Origin of the sequence: Pantoea sp. ACRSB (assembly GCF_022346905.1) — a bacterium.
In the GTDB taxonomy this organism is placed as follows: Bacteria; Pseudomonadota; Gammaproteobacteria; order Enterobacterales; family Enterobacteriaceae; genus Pantoea; species Pantoea piersonii.
This window is the reverse complement of the sequence record NZ_JAKRNL010000005.1, coordinates 248,647-264,556: the sequence shown is the minus strand read 5'-3', so window position 1 is coordinate 264,556 and position 15,910 is coordinate 248,647. Positions and strand designations below refer to the sequence as shown.

15 protein-coding genes are annotated in these 15,910 nt (G+C 59.0%); 5 read left to right on the top strand and 10 right to left on the bottom strand.

The window, feature by feature from the left end:
- Positions 1 to 13: 13 nt before the first annotated feature.
- Together lysS and prfB are read right to left on the bottom strand one after the other, a co-directional pair.
- On the bottom strand, positions 14 to 1,537 hold the full coding sequence (gene lysS, locus MHZ89_RS16425; RefSeq protein ID WP_311783901.1) for a lysine--tRNA ligase: 1,524 nt from the start codon (positions 1,535 to 1,537) through the stop codon (positions 14 to 16).
- A 9-nt stretch (positions 1,538 to 1,546) separates the two neighbouring features.
- Positions 1,547 to 2,645 (bottom strand): peptide chain release factor 2 gene (prfB, locus tag MHZ89_RS16420; RefSeq protein WP_311783900.1). Its coding sequence is split into 2 segments (ribosomal slippage): positions 1,547 to 2,569 and positions 2,571 to 2,645, totalling 1,098 coding nucleotides; the frame shifts between segments, so codons are not numbered across the junction.
- A 66-nt stretch (positions 2,646 to 2,711) separates the two neighbouring features.
- Between prfB and MHZ89_RS16415 the strand changes: the two genes are divergently transcribed.
- Entirely contained in the window at positions 2,712 to 3,134 is a 423-nt protein-coding gene (locus MHZ89_RS16415; RefSeq protein ID WP_311783966.1) for an Rpn family recombination-promoting nuclease/putative transposase, read from the top strand.
- A gap of 7 nt (positions 3,135 to 3,141) precedes the next feature.
- On the opposite strand, the gene recJ is transcribed toward MHZ89_RS16415, so the two are convergent.
- Genes recJ through xerD form a run of 3 tightly spaced genes read right to left on the bottom strand, consistent with a single transcriptional unit; the run spans position 3,142 to position 6,507 of the window.
- Entirely contained in the window at positions 3,142 to 4,875 is a 1,734-nt protein-coding gene (recJ, locus tag MHZ89_RS16410; protein WP_311783965.1) for a single-stranded-DNA-specific exonuclease RecJ, read from the bottom strand.
- Between the two features lie 6 nt (positions 4,876 to 4,881).
- Positions 4,882 to 5,592 carry a bifunctional protein-disulfide isomerase/oxidoreductase DsbC gene (gene dsbC, locus MHZ89_RS16405; RefSeq protein WP_311783899.1) on the bottom strand — a complete coding sequence of 237 codons (711 nt, stop codon included), beginning with the start codon at positions 5,590 to 5,592 and terminating at the stop codon, positions 4,882 to 4,884.
- Between the two features lie 21 nt (positions 5,593 to 5,613).
- Positions 5,614 to 6,507: a site-specific tyrosine recombinase XerD gene (xerD, locus tag MHZ89_RS16400; RefSeq protein WP_311783898.1), complete on the bottom strand. Its 894-nt coding sequence runs from the start codon at positions 6,505 to 6,507 to the stop codon at positions 5,614 to 5,616.
- A gap of 102 nt (positions 6,508 to 6,609) precedes the next feature.
- On the opposite strand from xerD, the gene fldB reads away from it, so the two are divergent.
- Positions 6,610 to 7,128: a flavodoxin FldB gene (fldB, locus tag MHZ89_RS16395; RefSeq protein WP_311783897.1), complete on the top strand. Its 519-nt coding sequence runs from the start codon at positions 6,610 to 6,612 to the stop codon at positions 7,126 to 7,128.
- Positions 7,129 to 7,136: 8 nt separating this feature from the next.
- Here the strand turns inward: fldB and MHZ89_RS16390 are convergent, their stop codons facing one another.
- Both MHZ89_RS16390 and sdhE read right to left on the bottom strand, forming a co-directional pair.
- A complete protein-coding gene (locus MHZ89_RS16390; RefSeq protein ID WP_311783896.1) occupies positions 7,137 to 7,550 on the bottom strand; it encodes a protein YgfX in 414 nt (137 codons plus the stop codon).
- The gene (sdhE, locus tag MHZ89_RS16385; protein WP_120454504.1) at positions 7,525 to 7,791 is read right to left on the bottom strand and encodes an FAD assembly factor SdhE; all 267 of its coding nucleotides are present in this window, start codon (positions 7,789 to 7,791) and stop codon (positions 7,525 to 7,527) included. Before sdhE ends, MHZ89_RS16390 begins: the two co-directional genes overlap by 26 nt.
- A gap of 218 nt (positions 7,792 to 8,009) precedes the next feature.
- On the opposite strand from sdhE, the gene ygfZ reads away from it, so the two are divergent.
- Complete coding sequence (gene ygfZ / locus MHZ89_RS16380) at positions 8,010 to 8,993, top strand: tRNA-modifying protein YgfZ (protein ID WP_311783895.1); 984 nt, start codon at positions 8,010 to 8,012, stop codon at positions 8,991 to 8,993.
- A gap of 45 nt (positions 8,994 to 9,038) precedes the next feature.
- On the opposite strand, the gene trhA is transcribed toward ygfZ, so the two are convergent.
- On the bottom strand, positions 9,039 to 9,689 hold the full coding sequence (trhA, locus tag MHZ89_RS16375; protein WP_409373297.1) for a PAQR family membrane homeostasis protein TrhA: 651 nt from the start codon (positions 9,687 to 9,689) through the stop codon (positions 9,039 to 9,041).
- A gap of 177 nt (positions 9,690 to 9,866) precedes the next feature.
- On the opposite strand from trhA, the gene MHZ89_RS16370 reads away from it, so the two are divergent.
- Both MHZ89_RS16370 and MHZ89_RS16365 read left to right on the top strand, forming a co-directional pair.
- On the top strand, positions 9,867 to 10,586 hold the full coding sequence (locus MHZ89_RS16370; RefSeq protein WP_311783894.1) for a MurR/RpiR family transcriptional regulator: 720 nt from the start codon (positions 9,867 to 9,869) through the stop codon (positions 10,584 to 10,586).
- A gap of 113 nt (positions 10,587 to 10,699) precedes the next feature.
- A complete protein-coding gene (locus MHZ89_RS16365; protein ID WP_311783893.1) occupies positions 10,700 to 12,139 on the top strand; it encodes a 6-phospho-beta-glucosidase in 1,440 nt (479 codons plus the stop codon).
- A gap of 40 nt (positions 12,140 to 12,179) precedes the next feature.
- Here MHZ89_RS16365 and MHZ89_RS16360 read toward each other — a convergent pair whose 3' ends face one another.
- Together MHZ89_RS16360 and gcvP are read right to left on the bottom strand one after the other, a co-directional pair.
- Entirely contained in the window at positions 12,180 to 12,932 is a 753-nt protein-coding gene (locus tag MHZ89_RS16360; protein ID WP_311783892.1) for an SDR family oxidoreductase, read from the bottom strand.
- 60 nt (positions 12,933 to 12,992) lie between these two features.
- Positions 12,993 to 15,866 (bottom strand): aminomethyl-transferring glycine dehydrogenase, encoded by a 2,874-nt coding sequence (gene gcvP / locus MHZ89_RS16355; protein WP_311783891.1) that lies wholly within the window; start codon positions 15,864 to 15,866, stop codon positions 12,993 to 12,995.
- Between the last annotated feature and the right edge of the window lie 44 nt (positions 15,867 to 15,910).

Below are 15,910 nucleotides of genomic sequence, written 5' to 3'. Positions count from 1 at the left end.
CTTATTTGTTTATTTACTTCGCGCCGCCCGGACGCAGCGCCGGGAACAGGATCACGTCGCGAATGGTATGGCTGTTGGTGAACAGCATAACCATGCGGTCGATACCGATGCCCAGACCCGCCGTCGGCGGCAGACCATGTTCAAGCGCCGTAACGTAGTCTTCGTCGTAGAACATCGCTTCGTCGTCGCCCGCGTCTTTCGCGTTCACCTGCTGCTGGAAACGCTCCGCCTGATCTTCCGCATCGTTCAGCTCCGAGAAGCCGTTGCCGATTTCGCGGCCGCCGATAAAGAATTCAAAGCGATCGGTAATTTCCGGGTTCTCGTCGTTGCGGCGTGCCAGCGGCGACACTTCCGCCGGGTATTCGGTGATAAAGGTCGGCTGGATCAAATGCGCTTCCGCCGTCTCTTCGAAAATCTCCGTCACTACGCGGCCCAGGCCCCAGCTCTTCTCGACTTTAATGCCAATAGCCTGTGCAATCGCCACGGCCTTGTCGAAATCATCCAGATCCGCCAGATCGGTTTCCGGGCGGTACTTTTTGATCGCTTCGCGCATGGTCAGCTGCTCAAACGGCTTGCCGAAATCGAACTCCTGATCGCCGTAAGGCACTTTAGTGGTGCCGAGAACATCCTGCGCCAGGGTGCGGAACAGGCTTTCAGTCAGCTCGATCAGATCTTTGTAATCCGCGTAGGCCATATAGAGTTCCATCATGGTGAACTCAGGGTTATGGCGCGGCGAGATGCCTTCGTTACGGAAGTTACGGTTGATCTCGAATACGCGATCGAAACCGCCCACCACCAGACGCTTCAGGTAGAGCTCCGGCGCGATACGCAGATACATGTCGATATCGAGCGCATTGTGATGGGTGATAAACGGACGCGCCGAGGCGCCGCCCGGGATCACCTGCATCATCGGGGTTTCCACTTCCATAAAGTCGCGGCTTACCATGAACTGGCGGATGCCGGCCATGATTTTTGAACGCACTTTAAAGGTGTGGCGCGAATCGTCGTTGGCGATCAGATCGAGATAGCGCTGGCGATAGCGGGTTTCCTGATCGGCGAGGCCGTGGAATTTGTCCGGCAGCGGGCGCAGCGCTTTGGTCAGCAGACGCAGCTCGTGGCAGTGAATCGACAGCTCACCGGTTTTGGTTTTGAACAGCTTACCGCGCGCACCGAGGATATCGCCCAGATCCCATTTCTTGAACTGTTCGTTATAGATGCCTTCCGCCAGATCGTCGCGCGATACGTAGAGCTGAATGCGGCCGCCCACGTCCTGCAGCGTCACAAAAGAGGCCTTGCCCATAATGCGGCGGGTCATCATACGTCCGGCGACGCTGACCTCAACGCCTAAATCTTCCAGCTCTTCGTTGCTCTTCTCGTCATACTGCGCGTGCAGCACGTCCGAGGTGGTATCACGGCGGAAATCGTTAGGAAACGCCACGCCGTTTTCACGCAGCGCGCTGAGTTTTTCGCGACGCGTTTTCAGTTCGTTATTTAACTCAAGGGCGGCATCAGCGCTCTGCGGTTGTTGTTCTGACATGTCGGTTCCTTATAGCCCTGCTTTTAAACTTGCTTCAATAAAACGATCGAGATCGCCATCCAGCACCGCCTGAGTATTGCGGGTTTCAACGCCGGTGCGCAAATCTTTGATGCGGGAATCATCCAGCACATAGGAGCGAATCTGGCTACCCCAGCCGATGTCAGACTTGTTGTCTTCCAGCGCCTGCTTCTCAGCATTTTTCTTTTGCATCTCAAGCTCGTACAGCTTCGCCTTCATCTGCTTCATTGCCTGATCTTTGTTTTTGTGCTGAGAGCGGTCGTTCTGACACTGCGTAACCGTGCCGGTTGGAATATGGGTAATACGCACCGCTGATTCGGTACGGTTAACGTGCTGACCGCCCGCGCCCGACGCGCGGTAGACGTCAATGCGCAGATCCGCCGGGTTGATGTCGATATCGATATCGTCATCCACTTCCGGATAAACAAACGCAGAGCTGAATGAGGTGTGACGACGGCCGCCGGAGTCAAAAGGACTCTTACGCACCAGGCGATGCACGCCGGTTTCGGTACGCAGCCAGCCAAACGCGTAGTCGCCGGAAATGCGTACGGTAGCGGATTTCAGACCGGCCACTTCGCCTTCTGATTCTTCGATAATTTCGGTTTTAAAGCCTTTGGCTTCGGCCCAGCGCAAATACATACGCAGCAGCATGCTGGCCCAGTCCTGCGCTTCGGTGCCGCCGGAACCGGCCTGCAGATCGATATAGCAGTCGGCGCTGTCATATTCCCCGGAGAACATACGGCGGAATTCCAGCTCGCCCAGTTTGGTTTCCAGCGTGTCGAGTTCGGCAACGGCTTCGTTGAAAGTCTCTTCGTCGTCCGCTTCTACCGCCAGCTCCAGCAGCCCTTCAACATCTTCCAGGCCCTGCTGCATTTGATCGAGAGTGTCGACGATGGCTTCCAGCGAAGAGCGTTCTTTACCCAGCGCCTGCGCGCGTTCAGGTTCGTTCCAGACGTCTGGCTGCTCCAGCTCGGCGTTTACTTCTTCGAGGCGTTCTTTCTTGGCATCGTAGTCAAAGATACCCCCTAAGAACGTCGCTGCGCTCGGTGAGGTCCTGGATGCGGTTTTTAACCGGATTGATTTCAAACATGGCTTTCGGGTCTTTTCGCTGAATGTCGGGATGGAAACCCCGCAGTCTAACTGAAATAGCCGTGAGATTGTAGGGTTTCAGTGGCGCGCCGCCGCTGGCTGTAAACCTCTTCGTCAGCGTGATCTCACCAGGTTGTTTGAGCCGCTCGTCACGTTTATGCTGCAAAATTCAGTGACCCACAAACAACGACTGGCGCTGATTAACTATATGATTCAGGCGGGCGACGTACCGCAGGCGAAAAGTTTTATCGAGGCGCTTGCGCGTCGTGTACCGCAGCAAAAGGAGGAACTGATGACGATTGCGGAACAGCTTAAGCAAATGGGACGCGAAGAAGGCCTTAGCGAAGGCCGTTACAAAGGGCGCAATGAAGGCCAGCGCGAGGCGACGCTGGCGATTGCGCGCAATATGCTGGCCAGAGGACTCGATTTTACGCTAGTGCAAGAAGTGACCGGGCTGTCGGCGGCGGATCTTCAGCAGATCCGCCACTGAGGCCGGATTAATTCAGCGGCCAGAGATGATCGATAATCAGCTGTACCGAGCGATTGCCGCGGTATTCATTGATATCGAGCTTAAAGGCCAGCTCCACCTGACGCACGCTGCTGTCGGGCCACAGCGTGGTGTCGACGTTAAAAGCGATGCCGTCAATCAACGGGCCGCCGCCGAGCGGCTCCAGCATCACTTTAAGATGGCGTTCGCCTACCAGTCGCTGCTGCAGCAGTTTGAATTTGCCGTCGAAGGCGGGTTCAGGAAACGCCTGTCCCCATGGCCCCGCTTCACGCAGCAGCTCGGCGGTCTGTATGCTGAACTCGCCCGGCTGCAGCGCGCCATCTGACCAGATAACGCTCTGTAGCGTCTCTTCGCTCAGCCATTCCCCCAGCAGCTCGGCGAAACGCTGACGGAACGCCTCGAACTGCGTCTCCTCCAGCGACAGCCCCGCCGCCATGGCGTGACCGCCAAACTTCAGCATCATGCCGGGATAGAGCGTATCGAGCCGCTCCAGCGCGTCGCGCAGGTGCAGGCCGGGAATCGACCGTCCAGAGCCTTTTAGCGTGCCGTCGCCCGCCGGGGCAAAAGCGATAACCGGACGATAAAAACGCTCTTTCAGCCGCGAGGCAAGAATGCCGACCACGCCCTGATGCCATTCGGGATGGTAAAAAGCCAGTCCCAGCGGCAGATCGGTCTGCTGACGCTCCAGCGCCTGACACAGCGCCAGCGCCTCGCTCTGCATCCCCTGCTCTATCTCTTTGCGCGTCTGGTTCAGCGCGTCCAGCTCGCTGGCCAGCATGCGCGCCTGGGTAATGTCGTCGGTAAGCAGCAGCGCCACGCCGACCGACATATCATCGAGCCGTCCCGCTGCATTCAGGCGTGGGCCGAGGGCGAAGCCGAGGTCGCTTGCCACCAGCTGGCGCGCGTCGCGATTGGCGATCTCCAGCAGCGCGCGAATGCCCGGACGGCACTTTCCGGCGCGAATGCGGCTCAGCCCCTGCCATACCAGAATACGGTTATTAACGTCGAGCGGCACCACGTCGGCCACGGTGCCGAGCGCGACCAGATCCAGCAGCTCCGCCAGGTTCGGCTCGGCGCGCGTTGCGCCAAACCAGCCCAGCTTACGCAGATGCGCGCGCAGCGCCATCATCAGGTAAAACGCAACGCCGACCCCCGCCAGCGCGCGCGACGGAAAGGCGCAGTCGTGCAGGTTGGGGTTAACAATCGCCTCCGCCTCAGGCAGGGTTTCGCCCGGCAGATGGTGATCGGTGATCAGCACCGGAATACCGTACTGATGCGCGCAGGCGACGCCGCTGTGGGAAGAGATGCCGTTATCCACCGTCAGGATCAGCTGCGCGCCGCGCGCGCGTGCCTGCTCCACCACTTCCGGGCTCAGGCCGTAGCCGTCGTCGAAGCGGTTAGGCACCAGATACTGCACGTTATGGCCGCCCATGCTGCGCAGCGCCAGCACCGTCAGCGCAGTGCTGGTCGCGCCGTCGGCGTCGAAATCGCCCACGACCATAATGCGCCGCCCGTCGAGCAGCGCCTGGTGCAGCAGCTCAACCGCCTCATCCAGCCCGTTCAGGGTGGTGAAAGGCAGCAGATGCTTCGCACCGCGCTCCAGCTCAGCCGGGCTGCGCACGCCGCGCTGCAGATAAAGCCGTTTAAGCAGCGGCGGAAGATCTGTCGGGAGTTGATCCTCAACGCTCACTTCACGCCGCCGCAGTTCTACTGATTTAATCACTGCCAATTAGCCACCGCGCTTCTGCTGATCCAACACCTGCTTCAGCTCCTGCGGCCCCTGATAACCCGGGATCATCATGCCGGAGTCGGTCAGGATCGCCGGCGTGCCCTGGATGCCGTAAAGAATGCCCAGCTTGTAGTGCTGATCGAGATCGATCTTACAGCTGTCCGGCGCGCTCATCTGCGGCGCGTTGCCCTTCATCGCTTCATCAAAGGCTTTGTTGCGATCGGCCGCGCACCAGATCGCCTTCATGGCGTTTTCTATCTGGCCGTGCAGACCTTCGCGCGGGAAGGCGAGATAGCGCACCGTGATGCCCAGCGCATTGTAGTCGGCCATTTGCTCATGCAGCTTGCGGCAGTAGCCGCAGGTGATATCGGTAAAAACGGTAATGACGTGCTGCTCTTTCGCCGCTTTATAGACGATCATCTGCGGCGCCAGCGCCTCGACCTTTTTGTCGAGCAGCTGATTGGTGACGTTGACCGGCTGCGCGCCGCTGACGTCGTAGAGCGGGCCCTGAATCATATGTTTGCCATCTTCGGTAACGTAAATCACGCCGCTTTCCGTCAACACGGTTTTAAATCCCGGCAGCGGCGACGGCGTAATTTCCGTCTGCTTCAGGCCCAGCTTTTTCAGGGACTGCAGGATCGCGCCGTCATCGGCCTGAGCTACGCTGCTGAAGGCACCAGCCAACAGAGCCAGCAGGAGAAATTTCTTCATCTTCTTTCCTTAATGTCCGCGTCAGGCGCGCGGATGATGCTGTTGATGCAACTGACGCAGCCGCTCGGTAGCGACATGCGTATAAATTTGCGTGGTAGAGAGGTCGCTGTGTCCCAGCAACATCTGTACGACACGCAGGTCGGCGCCGTGGTTCAACAAATGGGTAGCGAAGGCGTGGCGCAGCACGTGCGGCGAGAGCTTTTCGCCGTCGATGCCCGCCAGCACAGCGTAGTGCTTGATGCGGTGCCAGAACGTCTGTCGCGTCATCTGCTGCGCGCGGCTGCTGGGAAACATGACGTCCAGCGTCTGCCCGTTAAGCAGCCAGGGGCGGCCATGTTCAAGATAGTGCTCCAGCCAGTAAACGGCCTCTTCACCCAGCGGCACAAGACGCTCTTTATTGCCTTTACCGATCACGCGCACTACGCCCTGGCGCAGACTGACGTCGCTCAGGGTCAACCCGACCAGTTCAGAGACGCGCAGTCCCGTCGCGTAGAGCAGCTCCAGCATCGCCTTGTCGCGCAGCTCCAGCGGAATCTCGGTGCTGGGCGCCTGCAGCAGTCGCTCGACCTGCGCTTCGCTGAGATCTTTCGGCAGCCGCTGCGGCAGCTTCGGCGCAGAGAGCAGCGTGCTGGGATCGTCACTGCGTAGCTTTTCGCGGTAGAGATACTGAAAGATGCGGCGCATGGCACTGAGCAGGCGCGCCGAACTGCTGGCTTTATAACCGCCTTCCAGCCGCTCAGCAAGAAACTGCTGTAAATCCGCCGTCTGCAGCGTCAACAGCGTCAGGCCGTGATGCGTCAGCCAGTCGGTCAGCGTCTTTAAGTCCTGGCGGTAAGAGGACAAGGTATTTTGCGCCAGATTGCGTTCAATCCAGAGCGCATCCAGAAACTGTTCTGTCAGGTCGCTGTCTTGCACGGTATCCCCGCCCTTGAGGTAAAATCATGCTCATTATGCCTGAATCCGCCCTGCTTCTGATACAATTGCGCCAAAGTCAGACTTACTCAGAGCATTATCTGCATGAAAATTGGTCTTTTTTACGGCTCAAGTACCTGCTATACCGAAATGGCCGCAGAGAAAATCCGCGACTTTATCGGCGCTGAGCTGGTCACGCTGCACAACGTGAAAGATGACGATCCGCTGCTGATGGAGCAGTACGATTTGCTGATTTTAGGCATCCCGACCTGGGATTTCGGCGAGCTGCAGGAGGACTGGGAAGCGATCTGGCCGCAGCTGCCGACGCTCAACCTGCGGGGTAAAATCGTCGCGCTCTACGGCATGGGCGATCAGATTGGCTATGGCGAATGGTTCCTGGACGCGCTGGGCATGCTGCATGAGCTGCTGCAGCCGATGGGGGTGACGTTCGTTGGTTACTGGCCGCTGGAAGGCTATGAGTTTACCAGCCCGAAGCCGCTTAGCGCCGATGGAAAACAGTTCGTCGGCCTGGCGCTGGACGATGTTAATCAGTTCGACCTGACCGATGAACGCATCGAACAGTGGTGCGAGCAGATCCTCACCGAAACCGCCGCGCTGCTGTAGCGCTCGGCCTATCTCTTTTCCGCGCCGCAGAGCAAGCGGGCGCGGAACTGACGCCACCGGGCAGGCGGCATCATATCCTGCATCAGCCACAGCCTGTACAGGCGTCCTTTTTCACTGCGCAACACCAGCAGCGCCGCGCCAGGCAGCCAGCGGATCGGCCCGACGATGCGCCAGCGCGCGCCCTGCCAGCGCCAGCTGTCGTCGCTTTTGTGCTGTAACAGCCCCTGCCGCTGCGCCAGCCGTCGCTGCTGCCGCAGGCTTTCGCGCATCATCAGCAGCAAGATCGGAATTTTTATCAGCCAGAAAAGCGCGGGCAGCGGCGCGCTCGCCACAGTAAGCAGCGCGCCTGCTGCAAACACGCCGTGTAGCAGGCGTGCCTGCCGCGACGGCCGCAGCTTACATTGCCACGGGGCCGCGTTCACGGTTGCGCTGTTGGATCAGCCGGATAATGCGCTTCAGCTCAGGATCGGCCGGTTCGCCATGATCCATCATCCAGTTAAAGAGATCGGGATCGTCGCTCTTCAGCAGCGCGACAAAAGCCTTTTTGTCGGTGTCGCTGAGGGTGTCATATTCATATTTGAAGAAAGGCATAATAGCCACATCCAGCTCCAGCATGCCGCGACGGCAGGCCCAGTGAATGCGCGATTTGTCATGAATGTCCATGTGAGTTATTTCCGCAGTTCAGACAGTGCGGCTAGTGTAACCTGGTTTTATTGCGCCTGCAGGCGCCGGTTGCGATGCTGTGCGATGCCCCGCGCGCGCATGCCTGTTGTTACCGCGCCGACTCGCGATTTGTGCGCCCGATTCCGTAAACCTGTTGCAAAGCCAGTACGCTCTTTTAACATTGAGTTCAGGATTAACCTTTTTAATCAGGACAGCCTATGCCTATTTTCAGCTTACCGCCGCGCCAGCCCGTGGCCGCCTCTCGTCTGCCGTTAACCCTGATGTCGCTGGAGGCCTGGGCGCTGGTATCGGTACAGGGTGCCGACAGCACCTCTTATCTGCAAGGCCAGCTTACGCTGGATGTCGCCGCGATGGGGGCGGATCAGCATCGTCCGGCAGCGCACTGCGACGCGAAAGGCAAGATGTGGAGCAATCTGCGTCTGTTCCATCGCGGTGAAGGCTACGCCTACCTGGTGCGCCGCGAGCTGCGCGACACGCAGCTAGCGGAACTGAAAAAATATGCGGTGTTCTCTAAAGTGACGCTGTTGCCTGACGATGAAGCGGTGCTGCTTGGCGTAGCGGGCTTCCAGGCGCGCGCGGCGCTGGCCAGCCTGTTCGATACCCTGCCGGATAGCGAGACGCCGGTGGTGCAGCAGGCGGACACCACGCTGCTGTGGTTCGCCGCGCCCGCAGAGCGCTTTCTGATTGTGACCACTGACGAGCAGGCGCAGGCGCTGCAGCAGAAGCTAGCCGACGACGCGCAGCTGAACGACAGCACGCAGTGGCTGGCGCTTGATATCGAGGCGGGCATACCGGTGATCGAGCCTGCGACCTCGGCGCAGCTGATCCCGCAGGCCGCCAATATGCAGGCACTCGACGCCATCAGCTTTAAAAAAGGCTGCTATACCGGCCAGGAGATGGTGGCGCGCGCCAAATTCCGCGGCGCCAACAAACGCGCGCTTTACTGGCTGGCGGGCCAGGCGAGCCGGGTTCCCGCAGCGAATGATTCGCTGGAGCTACAGATGGGCGAGCGCTGGCGTCGTACCGGCACTGTACTTGCCGCCGTTCAGCTTGAGGATGGCGACGTGTGGGTTCAGGTGGTGATGAATAACGATCTGGAGCCGGAAAGCGTACTGCGCGTGGAAGGCGATGAGGGTGGTCGTTTGCTGATTCAGCCGCTGCCCTATTCGCTGGAAGAGTAACATCTGGCTGCAACCTCCCTCCCCTTATGGGAGGGAGGTTGCGGTTTACATAACATAAAAGTAGATAGCGCAGAAATGACAGGCGCTGCCGCCCAGCACAAAGGCGTGCCAGATGGCATGGTTATAGGGTATGCGTCGCGCCACGTAGAAGATAACGCCGAGCGAATAGATAATGCCGCCCGCCGCCAGCAGCCAGACGCCCCCTGGAGATAGCTTCAGCGTCAGCTGATAAATCACCACCAGCGACAGCCATCCCATACAGAGATAGGTCACCAGCGACAGCGCCTTGAAGCGGTGCGCAATGGTGAGCTTAAAAATAATCCCCGCCAGCGCCAGACCCCAGATCACCACCATCATCCCATGCGCCAGCGGCGACTTCAGCCCTACCAGCAAGAAAGGCGTATAGGTGCCAGCGATCAGCAGATAGATGGCGCAGTGGTCGAGCTTTTTCAGCCAGCGCTTGGCGCCGTGATGAGGAATAGCGTGATAAAGCGTAGAGGCCAGGAACAGCAGAATCATGCTGCCGCCGTACAGGCTATAGCTGGTGATAGCAGTGGCGCTGGCGCCCATTTCAACCGCCTGCACCAGCAGCAGCACCAGTCCGACAATGCCGAAAAGGCAGCCGAAACCATGGCTGATGCTGTTGGCGATCTCCTCAGCGAGCGAATAGCCCTGAGCGACTAACCGATTTTTCATAATGGAGCGATCCTGAACGTCGGGTGAGTGAGGATTTTATAAGCACCAGCATAACCGGGAACATTTTGAGAGTACACTTGTACGCTAAAATTAATCTGTGAATGCGTGTTACAGCCTGCGCGCTGCGCAAATCTGGTACACTGCGCGCAGATCCATTTTTAATGAGCGCGCCCGCAGATGTTCTCTCATCACGATCTTGCCAGCCTGAATGACCTGGAGATGCAGGTTTATCACGACATCATTAAACACCCGGAAAGCGTCAGTTATATGACCATCCGCGAGCTGGCGGAGCGGGCGGGCGTCTCTACCACCACGGTGCTGCGTTTCTGCCGCAAAATGGGGTGCGACGGCTGGTCGGAATTCCGCATCCGTTTTCGCCTGGCGCAGCAGCAGACGCAACCGGTACAGCCAAACGTCGGCGTCAGCGAAATGCTGAGCTTTTTCAAAAGCATTAATAACGACGAATTCAGCGAGCTGATATCCCGCGCCGCCAGGATGATTAATCAGGCTGAGCAGCTTTTCTTTATTGGCGCGGGCACCTCAGGTAGCCTGGCTAAATATGGCGCGCGCTTTTTCTCTAACGTAGGGAAATTCAGCCACTATATCGACGATCCCTATTATCCGGTCAGCGGCAGCGTGGATGAAAATACGCTGGCGATATTGCTTTCCGTCTCTGGCGAAACGCCGGAAATATTGCGCCTCGCCAGCCAGTTCAGTCTACGCCGCTGTCAGACCCTTGCCATTACCCATTCCGAAAGCAGCTCGCTGGCGAAAATGAGCGATTTCGCCCTGGCTTATCATGTGCCGGTTATCCGCCTGAGCGATAATTACGACATCACTACCCAGGTGCCGGTTATGTATATTCTTGAAGCTATCGGTCGCCTGCTGATTAAATAAAACAGGCTGTTTTACGGGCGTAACATATTACCCTGACGCGCCGGTGTTATATCGTGACTTCCCTTTTTGCTTTGCTACACTCGCGGCAAGATTTATTTCGCTGAGAGGGACGTATGCATAACGAATCAGGCTTTCCGCAACACTTCTTATGGGGCGGCGCGGTGGCGGCGCATCAGGTCGAAGGCGGCTGGGATCAAGGTGGCAAAGGCGTCAGCATCGCCGACGTGCTGACCGGCGGCGCGCATGGCGTCAGCCGCGTTATTACCGACGGCGTGCAGCCAGGCAACTTTTACCCCAATCATCAGGGCGTGGAATTTTACTCCCGCTATAAAGAGGATGTGGCGCTGTTTGCCGAGATGGGCTTTAAGTGTTTCCGTACCTCCATCGCCTGGACGCGCATCTTCCCTGACGGCGACGAGCAGGAGCCAAACGAAGCGGGCCTGCAGTTTTACGACGACCTGTTCGACGAACTGCTGAAATATGGCATCGAGCCGGTTATCACCCTCTCCCACTTTGAAATGCCCTATCACCTGGTGAAACAGTATGGCGGCTGGCGCAGCCGTCAGGTGGTGGATTTCTTTGTGCGCTTTAGCGAAGTGGTTATGCGTCGCTATCAGCACAAGGTGAAGTACTGGATGACCTTCAACGAGATCAACAATCAGCGCAACTGGCAGTATCCGCTGTTTGGCTACTGCTGTTCCGGCGTGGTCTTCACCGAGCACGAGAAGCCGGAAGAGGTGATGTATCAGGTAATGCATCATCAGTTTGTCGCCAGCGCAAAAGTGGTCAGCCTGGGTCACGCCATCAATCCCGATTTTCAGATCGGCTGCATGATCGCCATGGTGCCGATCTACCCTTACTCCTGCCATCCAGACGACGTGATGCTGGCGCAGGAAGCGATGCATCAGCGCTATGTCTTCAGCGACGTGCAGATGCGCGGCGCTTATCCGGCCTATACGCTAAAAGAGTGGGCGCGCAAAGGCTACCAGATTCAGATGGAGGCGGATGACGCCGAGACGCTACGCAACGGCTGCGCCGACTATGTTGGCTTCAGCTACTACATGAGCAATGCGGTAAAACATGACGCCAGCGGCGTGGAAGATCCCATTACCGGCTTTGACGGCGTAGTGAAAAACCCACACGTTGGCGCCTCCGACTGGGGCTGGCAGATCGATCCGGCCGGGCTGCGCTATGCGCTGAACGTGCTTTACGAGCGTTACCAGAAGCCGCTGTTTATCGTGGAGAACGGCTTTGGCGCGATCGACCAGCCAAATGAAAACGGCGTGATTGAAGATGACTACCGCATCGACTACCTGCGCGCGCATATCGCCGAGATGAAAAAAGCAGTGGTGCATGACGGCGTCGCGCTGATGGGCTATACGCCCTGGGGCTGCATCGACTGCGTCTCTTTCACCACCGGCCAGTACAACAAGCGCTACGGCTTTATCCACGTCAACAAAAACGACGACGGCAGCGGCGACTTTGCCCGCTCGCGTAAGAAGAGCTTCGGCTGGTATCAGCAGGTTATCGCCAGCAACGGCGAAACGATCTGAGTTTCACAGGGCTGCGCCGCAACAGGCGCGGCCCAACTTTTTAGCGGCCGCCCGCGGCGTCGATAAAGGTGCCGGTAATATAGGAGGCCGCCTCGCTCGCCAGCCAGGCAATCGCTTCGGCAATCTCTTCCGCCTCACCGCCGCGCCCCATCGGGATCACCCCTGCCATACCCGCCACGCGATCGACGCGTCCCGGCTCGCCGCCGTCCGCATGCATCTCGGTATAGATAAAACCCGGCCGCACGCCGTTAACGCGAATACCCTGCGCCGCTACTTCCAGCGACAATCCACGCGTCAGCGTATCCATCGCCCCTTTCGACGCCGCGTAATCGACATATTCTCCCGGCGCGCCAAGACGCGACGCGGCAGAGGAGACATTAATAATCGCTCCGCCCTGACCGCCGAGATGCGTGCCCATACGCTTTACCGCCTCACGGCAGCAGAGAAAGGCGCCAGTGACATTGGTGGCGAAAACGCGCTGCAGCCGTTCGGCGCTGAGATCCTCAACGCGGCACTGCGTAAAGAGGATGCCCGCATTGTTGACCAGCACGCCGAGCGGTATCGCTTCTTCGTCCAGCCGCTGAAACAGCGCCACGATCTGCGCCTCATCGGCAATATCCGCCTGAGCGGCAAAGGCTTCGCCGCCCTGCTCGCGGATCTCTGCCACCACCTGCTGCGCCTCTTCTGCGCGCTGACGATAGTTAACCGCCACGCGATAGCCCTGCTGCGCCAGCTTCAGCGCCGTCGCGCGGCCAATGCCCCGGCTTGCGCCGGTAACCAGAGCCAGTGTCATATTTTCTCCAGAAAAAAGGGCCGGATAAGCGGCCCTTGTTGTCTATGTTTCGCGTGACGCTTACTGATAGTCGCTCATCGGCACGCAGGAACAGAACAGGTTGCGATCGCCGAACACGTCGTCGAGACGCTTCACCGTCGGCCAGTATTTATTGTCGCTGCCTGCCGGGAAGACCGCCAGCTCACGGCTGTAGGGATGATTCCACTCGCCTGCCAGTTCGACCTGCGTGTGCGGTGCGTTAACCAGCGGATTATCCTCCGCAGGCCATTCGCCGTCCGCTACGCGATCGATCTCCATCCGGATAGAGAGCATCGCATCGATAAAGCGATCCAGTTCCGTTTTGCTCTCGGACTCGGTTGGCTCCACCATCAGGGTGCCGGCGACCGGGAACGACATTGTCGGCGCGTGGAAGCCGTAGTCGATTAATCGCTTGGCGATATCCAGCTCGCTGATGCCGGTCTGCTCTTTCAGCGGGCGAATGTCGAGAATACATTCGTGCGCCACGCGGCCGTCGCGTCCGGCGTACAGGATCGGGTAGGCCGACTGCAGGCGGCTGGCGATATAGTTGGCGTTAAGAATAGCGACTTGGCTGGCGCGCTTCAGTCCCTCCGCGCCCATCATGCGGATATACATCCAGCTAATCGGCAGAATAGAGGCGCTGCCGAACGGCGCCGCTGATACCGCGCCCTGCTGCGTCAGTACGCCGTCGATCTGCACCACGCTGTGGCCCGGCACGAACGGTGCCAGATGCGCTTTCACGCCGATCGGCCCCATGCCGGGGCCGCCACCGCCGTGTGGAATACAGAAGGTTTTATGCAGGTTCAGGTGCGACACGTCCGCGCCGATAAAGCCTGGCGTGGTAATGCCCACCTGTGCATTCATATTGGCGCCATCGAGATAAACCTGCCCGCCGTGCTGATGCACGATCTGGCACACCTCACGGATGGTCTCTTCATAGACGCCGTGAGTTGAAGGATAGGTCACCATAATGCAGGAGAGATGCTCGCCTGCCTGCGCCGCTTTTTCACGCAGGTCGCCGAGGTCGATATTGCCCTGCTTATCACAGGCCACCACTACCACTTCCATTCCCGCCATCTGCGCCGAGGCAGGGTTGGTGCCGTGTGCAGAACCTGGGATCAGGCAGAGATTACGCGCGCCTTCATTACGGCTTTCGTGATAGCGACGAATAGCCAGCAGCCCGGCATATTCGCCCTGCGCGCCGGAGTTCGGCTGCATGCAGAGCGCGTCATAGCCGGTAAGCTGAACCAGCCACTGCGACAGCTGGCCAATCATCTGCAGATAGCCAGAGGCCTGTTCCGCCGGACAGAACGGGTGCAGTTCGGCGAACTCCGGCCAGGTGATGGGGATCATCTCGGCGGCGGCGTTAAGCTTCATGGTGCAGGAGCCGAGCGGGATCATCGCCTGATTCAGCGCCAGATCCTTTTTCTCCAGGCTGTGCATGTAGCGCATCATCTCGGTTTCGCTGTGATAGCGGTTGAAGACCGGATGGGTCAGGATTTCGCTCTGGCGCAGCTGCGCGGCGGGGATCGCCTGGCTGTCGGCCGCAACGGCGGCGTCCAGCTTGTCGATATCCTGGCCGTGATCGTCGCCCAGCAGGATAGCGAACAGCGCCAGCACATCTTCACGGCGCGTGGTTTCGTCCAGCGTAATGCCGACCGCGTGATGAATATCGCTGCGCAGGTTGACGCCGAAGCTCTGCGCGCGGTTCAGCACCGCGCCTTTGTCTTCCACCTCAACCGTCAGGGTATCGAACCAGCTGTTGTGGCGCAGCTTCAGCCCGCCGTTTTGCAGGCCGGTTGCCAGAATAGTCGTCAGGCGATGGATGCGGGAAGCGATGCGCTTCAGCCCTTTCGGACCGTGATAAACCGCATACAGACCGGCGATATTGGCGAGCAGCACCTGAGAGGTACAGATATTCGAGTTCGCTTTTTCACGACGGATATGCTGTTCGCGCGTCTGCATCGCCATGCGCAGCGCGGTGTTGCCTGCGGCGTCACGCGAGACGCCGATAATGCGTCCCGGCATCGAGCGCTTGTGCTCGTCGCGGCTGGCGAAGAAGGCGGCGTGCGGGCCGCCATAGCCCATCGGCACGCCGAAACGCTGCGCCGATCCGAAGACAATGTCCGCGCCCTGCTTGCCGGGCGCTTCCAGCATCACCAGCGCCATAAAGTCCGACGCGACGCTGACGATAATTTTGCGGCTTTTAAGCTCGGCGATCAGCGCGCTGTAGTCGTGCGCTTCGCCGGTGGTGCCGACCTGTTGCAGCAGCACGCCGAACAGCTGGTCATGCTCCAGCGCTTTCTCGGCGCGGTCGATAATCAGCTCAAAGCCGAAGGTCTCCGCGCGGGTGCGCACCACGTCGAGCGTCTGCGGATGGATATCTTCCGCGATAAAGAATTTACCGGCGTTTTTAAGTTTGCTGACGCGCTTCGCCATCGCCATCGCTTCTGCCGCCGCCGTGGCTTCATCAAGCAGCGAAGCGGAGGCGACGTCCAGACCGGTAAGATCGAGCGTTACCTGTTGAAAGTTAAGCAGCGCTTCAAGTCGGCCCTGCGACACTTCCGGCTGGTAAGGGGTATAGGCGGTGTACCAGCCCGGATTTTCCAGCATATTGCGCAGGATGACCGGCGGCGTTACGACCGCGCTGTAACCCATGCCGATCCAGGATTTGTAGCGCTGATTCTGACTGGCGATCGCCTTAAGCTCGGCCAGCGCCTGCTGCTCGGTCGCCGCGTCGCCGACGGCGGGCGGGCCAGGCAGCTGGATGTCGGCAGGCACAATCGCGCCGATCAGCGCGTCCAGCGAGCTGGCGCCGATCGCCTCCAGCATCAAAGCCTGTTGTTCCGGCGAGGGACCGATATGGCGTTCAATGAAGGCGCCGTTGTGTTCGAGCTGGCTCAAAGTCTGGGTCATTAGCAGTCAATCCTGAATCGGGCTGGAATACAGAGAAAGCAAGG

What these genes read in the sequence shown, in the direction of transcription:
- lysS (WP_311783901.1), bottom strand. Translation starts at nt 1,537, where the DNA reads ATGTCAGAACAACAACCGCAGAGCGCTGATGCCGCCCTTGAGTTAAAT.
- dsbC (WP_311783899.1), bottom strand. Translation starts at nt 5,592, where the DNA reads ATGAAGAAATTTCTCCTGCTGGCTCTGTTGGCTGGTGCCTTCAGCAGC.
- fldB (WP_311783897.1), top strand. Translation starts at nt 6,610, where the DNA reads ATGAAAATTGGTCTTTTTTACGGCTCAAGTACCTGCTATACCGAAATG.
- sdhE (WP_120454504.1), bottom strand. Translation starts at nt 7,791, where the DNA reads ATGGACATTCATGACAAATCGCGCATTCACTGGGCCTGCCGTCGCGGC.
- ygfZ (WP_311783895.1), top strand. Translation starts at nt 8,010, where the DNA reads ATGCCTATTTTCAGCTTACCGCCGCGCCAGCCCGTGGCCGCCTCTCGT.
- trhA (WP_409373297.1), bottom strand. Translation starts at nt 9,689, where the DNA reads ATGAAAAATCGGTTAGTCGCTCAGGGCTATTCGCTCGCTGAGGAGATC.
- MHZ89_RS16370 (WP_311783894.1), top strand. Translation starts at nt 9,867, where the DNA reads ATGTTCTCTCATCACGATCTTGCCAGCCTGAATGACCTGGAGATGCAG.
- MHZ89_RS16365 (WP_311783893.1), top strand. Translation starts at nt 10,700, where the DNA reads ATGCATAACGAATCAGGCTTTCCGCAACACTTCTTATGGGGCGGCGCG.
- MHZ89_RS16360 (WP_311783892.1), bottom strand. Translation starts at nt 12,932, where the DNA reads ATGACACTGGCTCTGGTTACCGGCGCAAGCCGGGGCATTGGCCGCGCG.
- gcvP (WP_311783891.1), bottom strand. Translation starts at nt 15,866, where the DNA reads ATGACCCAGACTTTGAGCCAGCTCGAACACAACGGCGCCTTCATTGAA.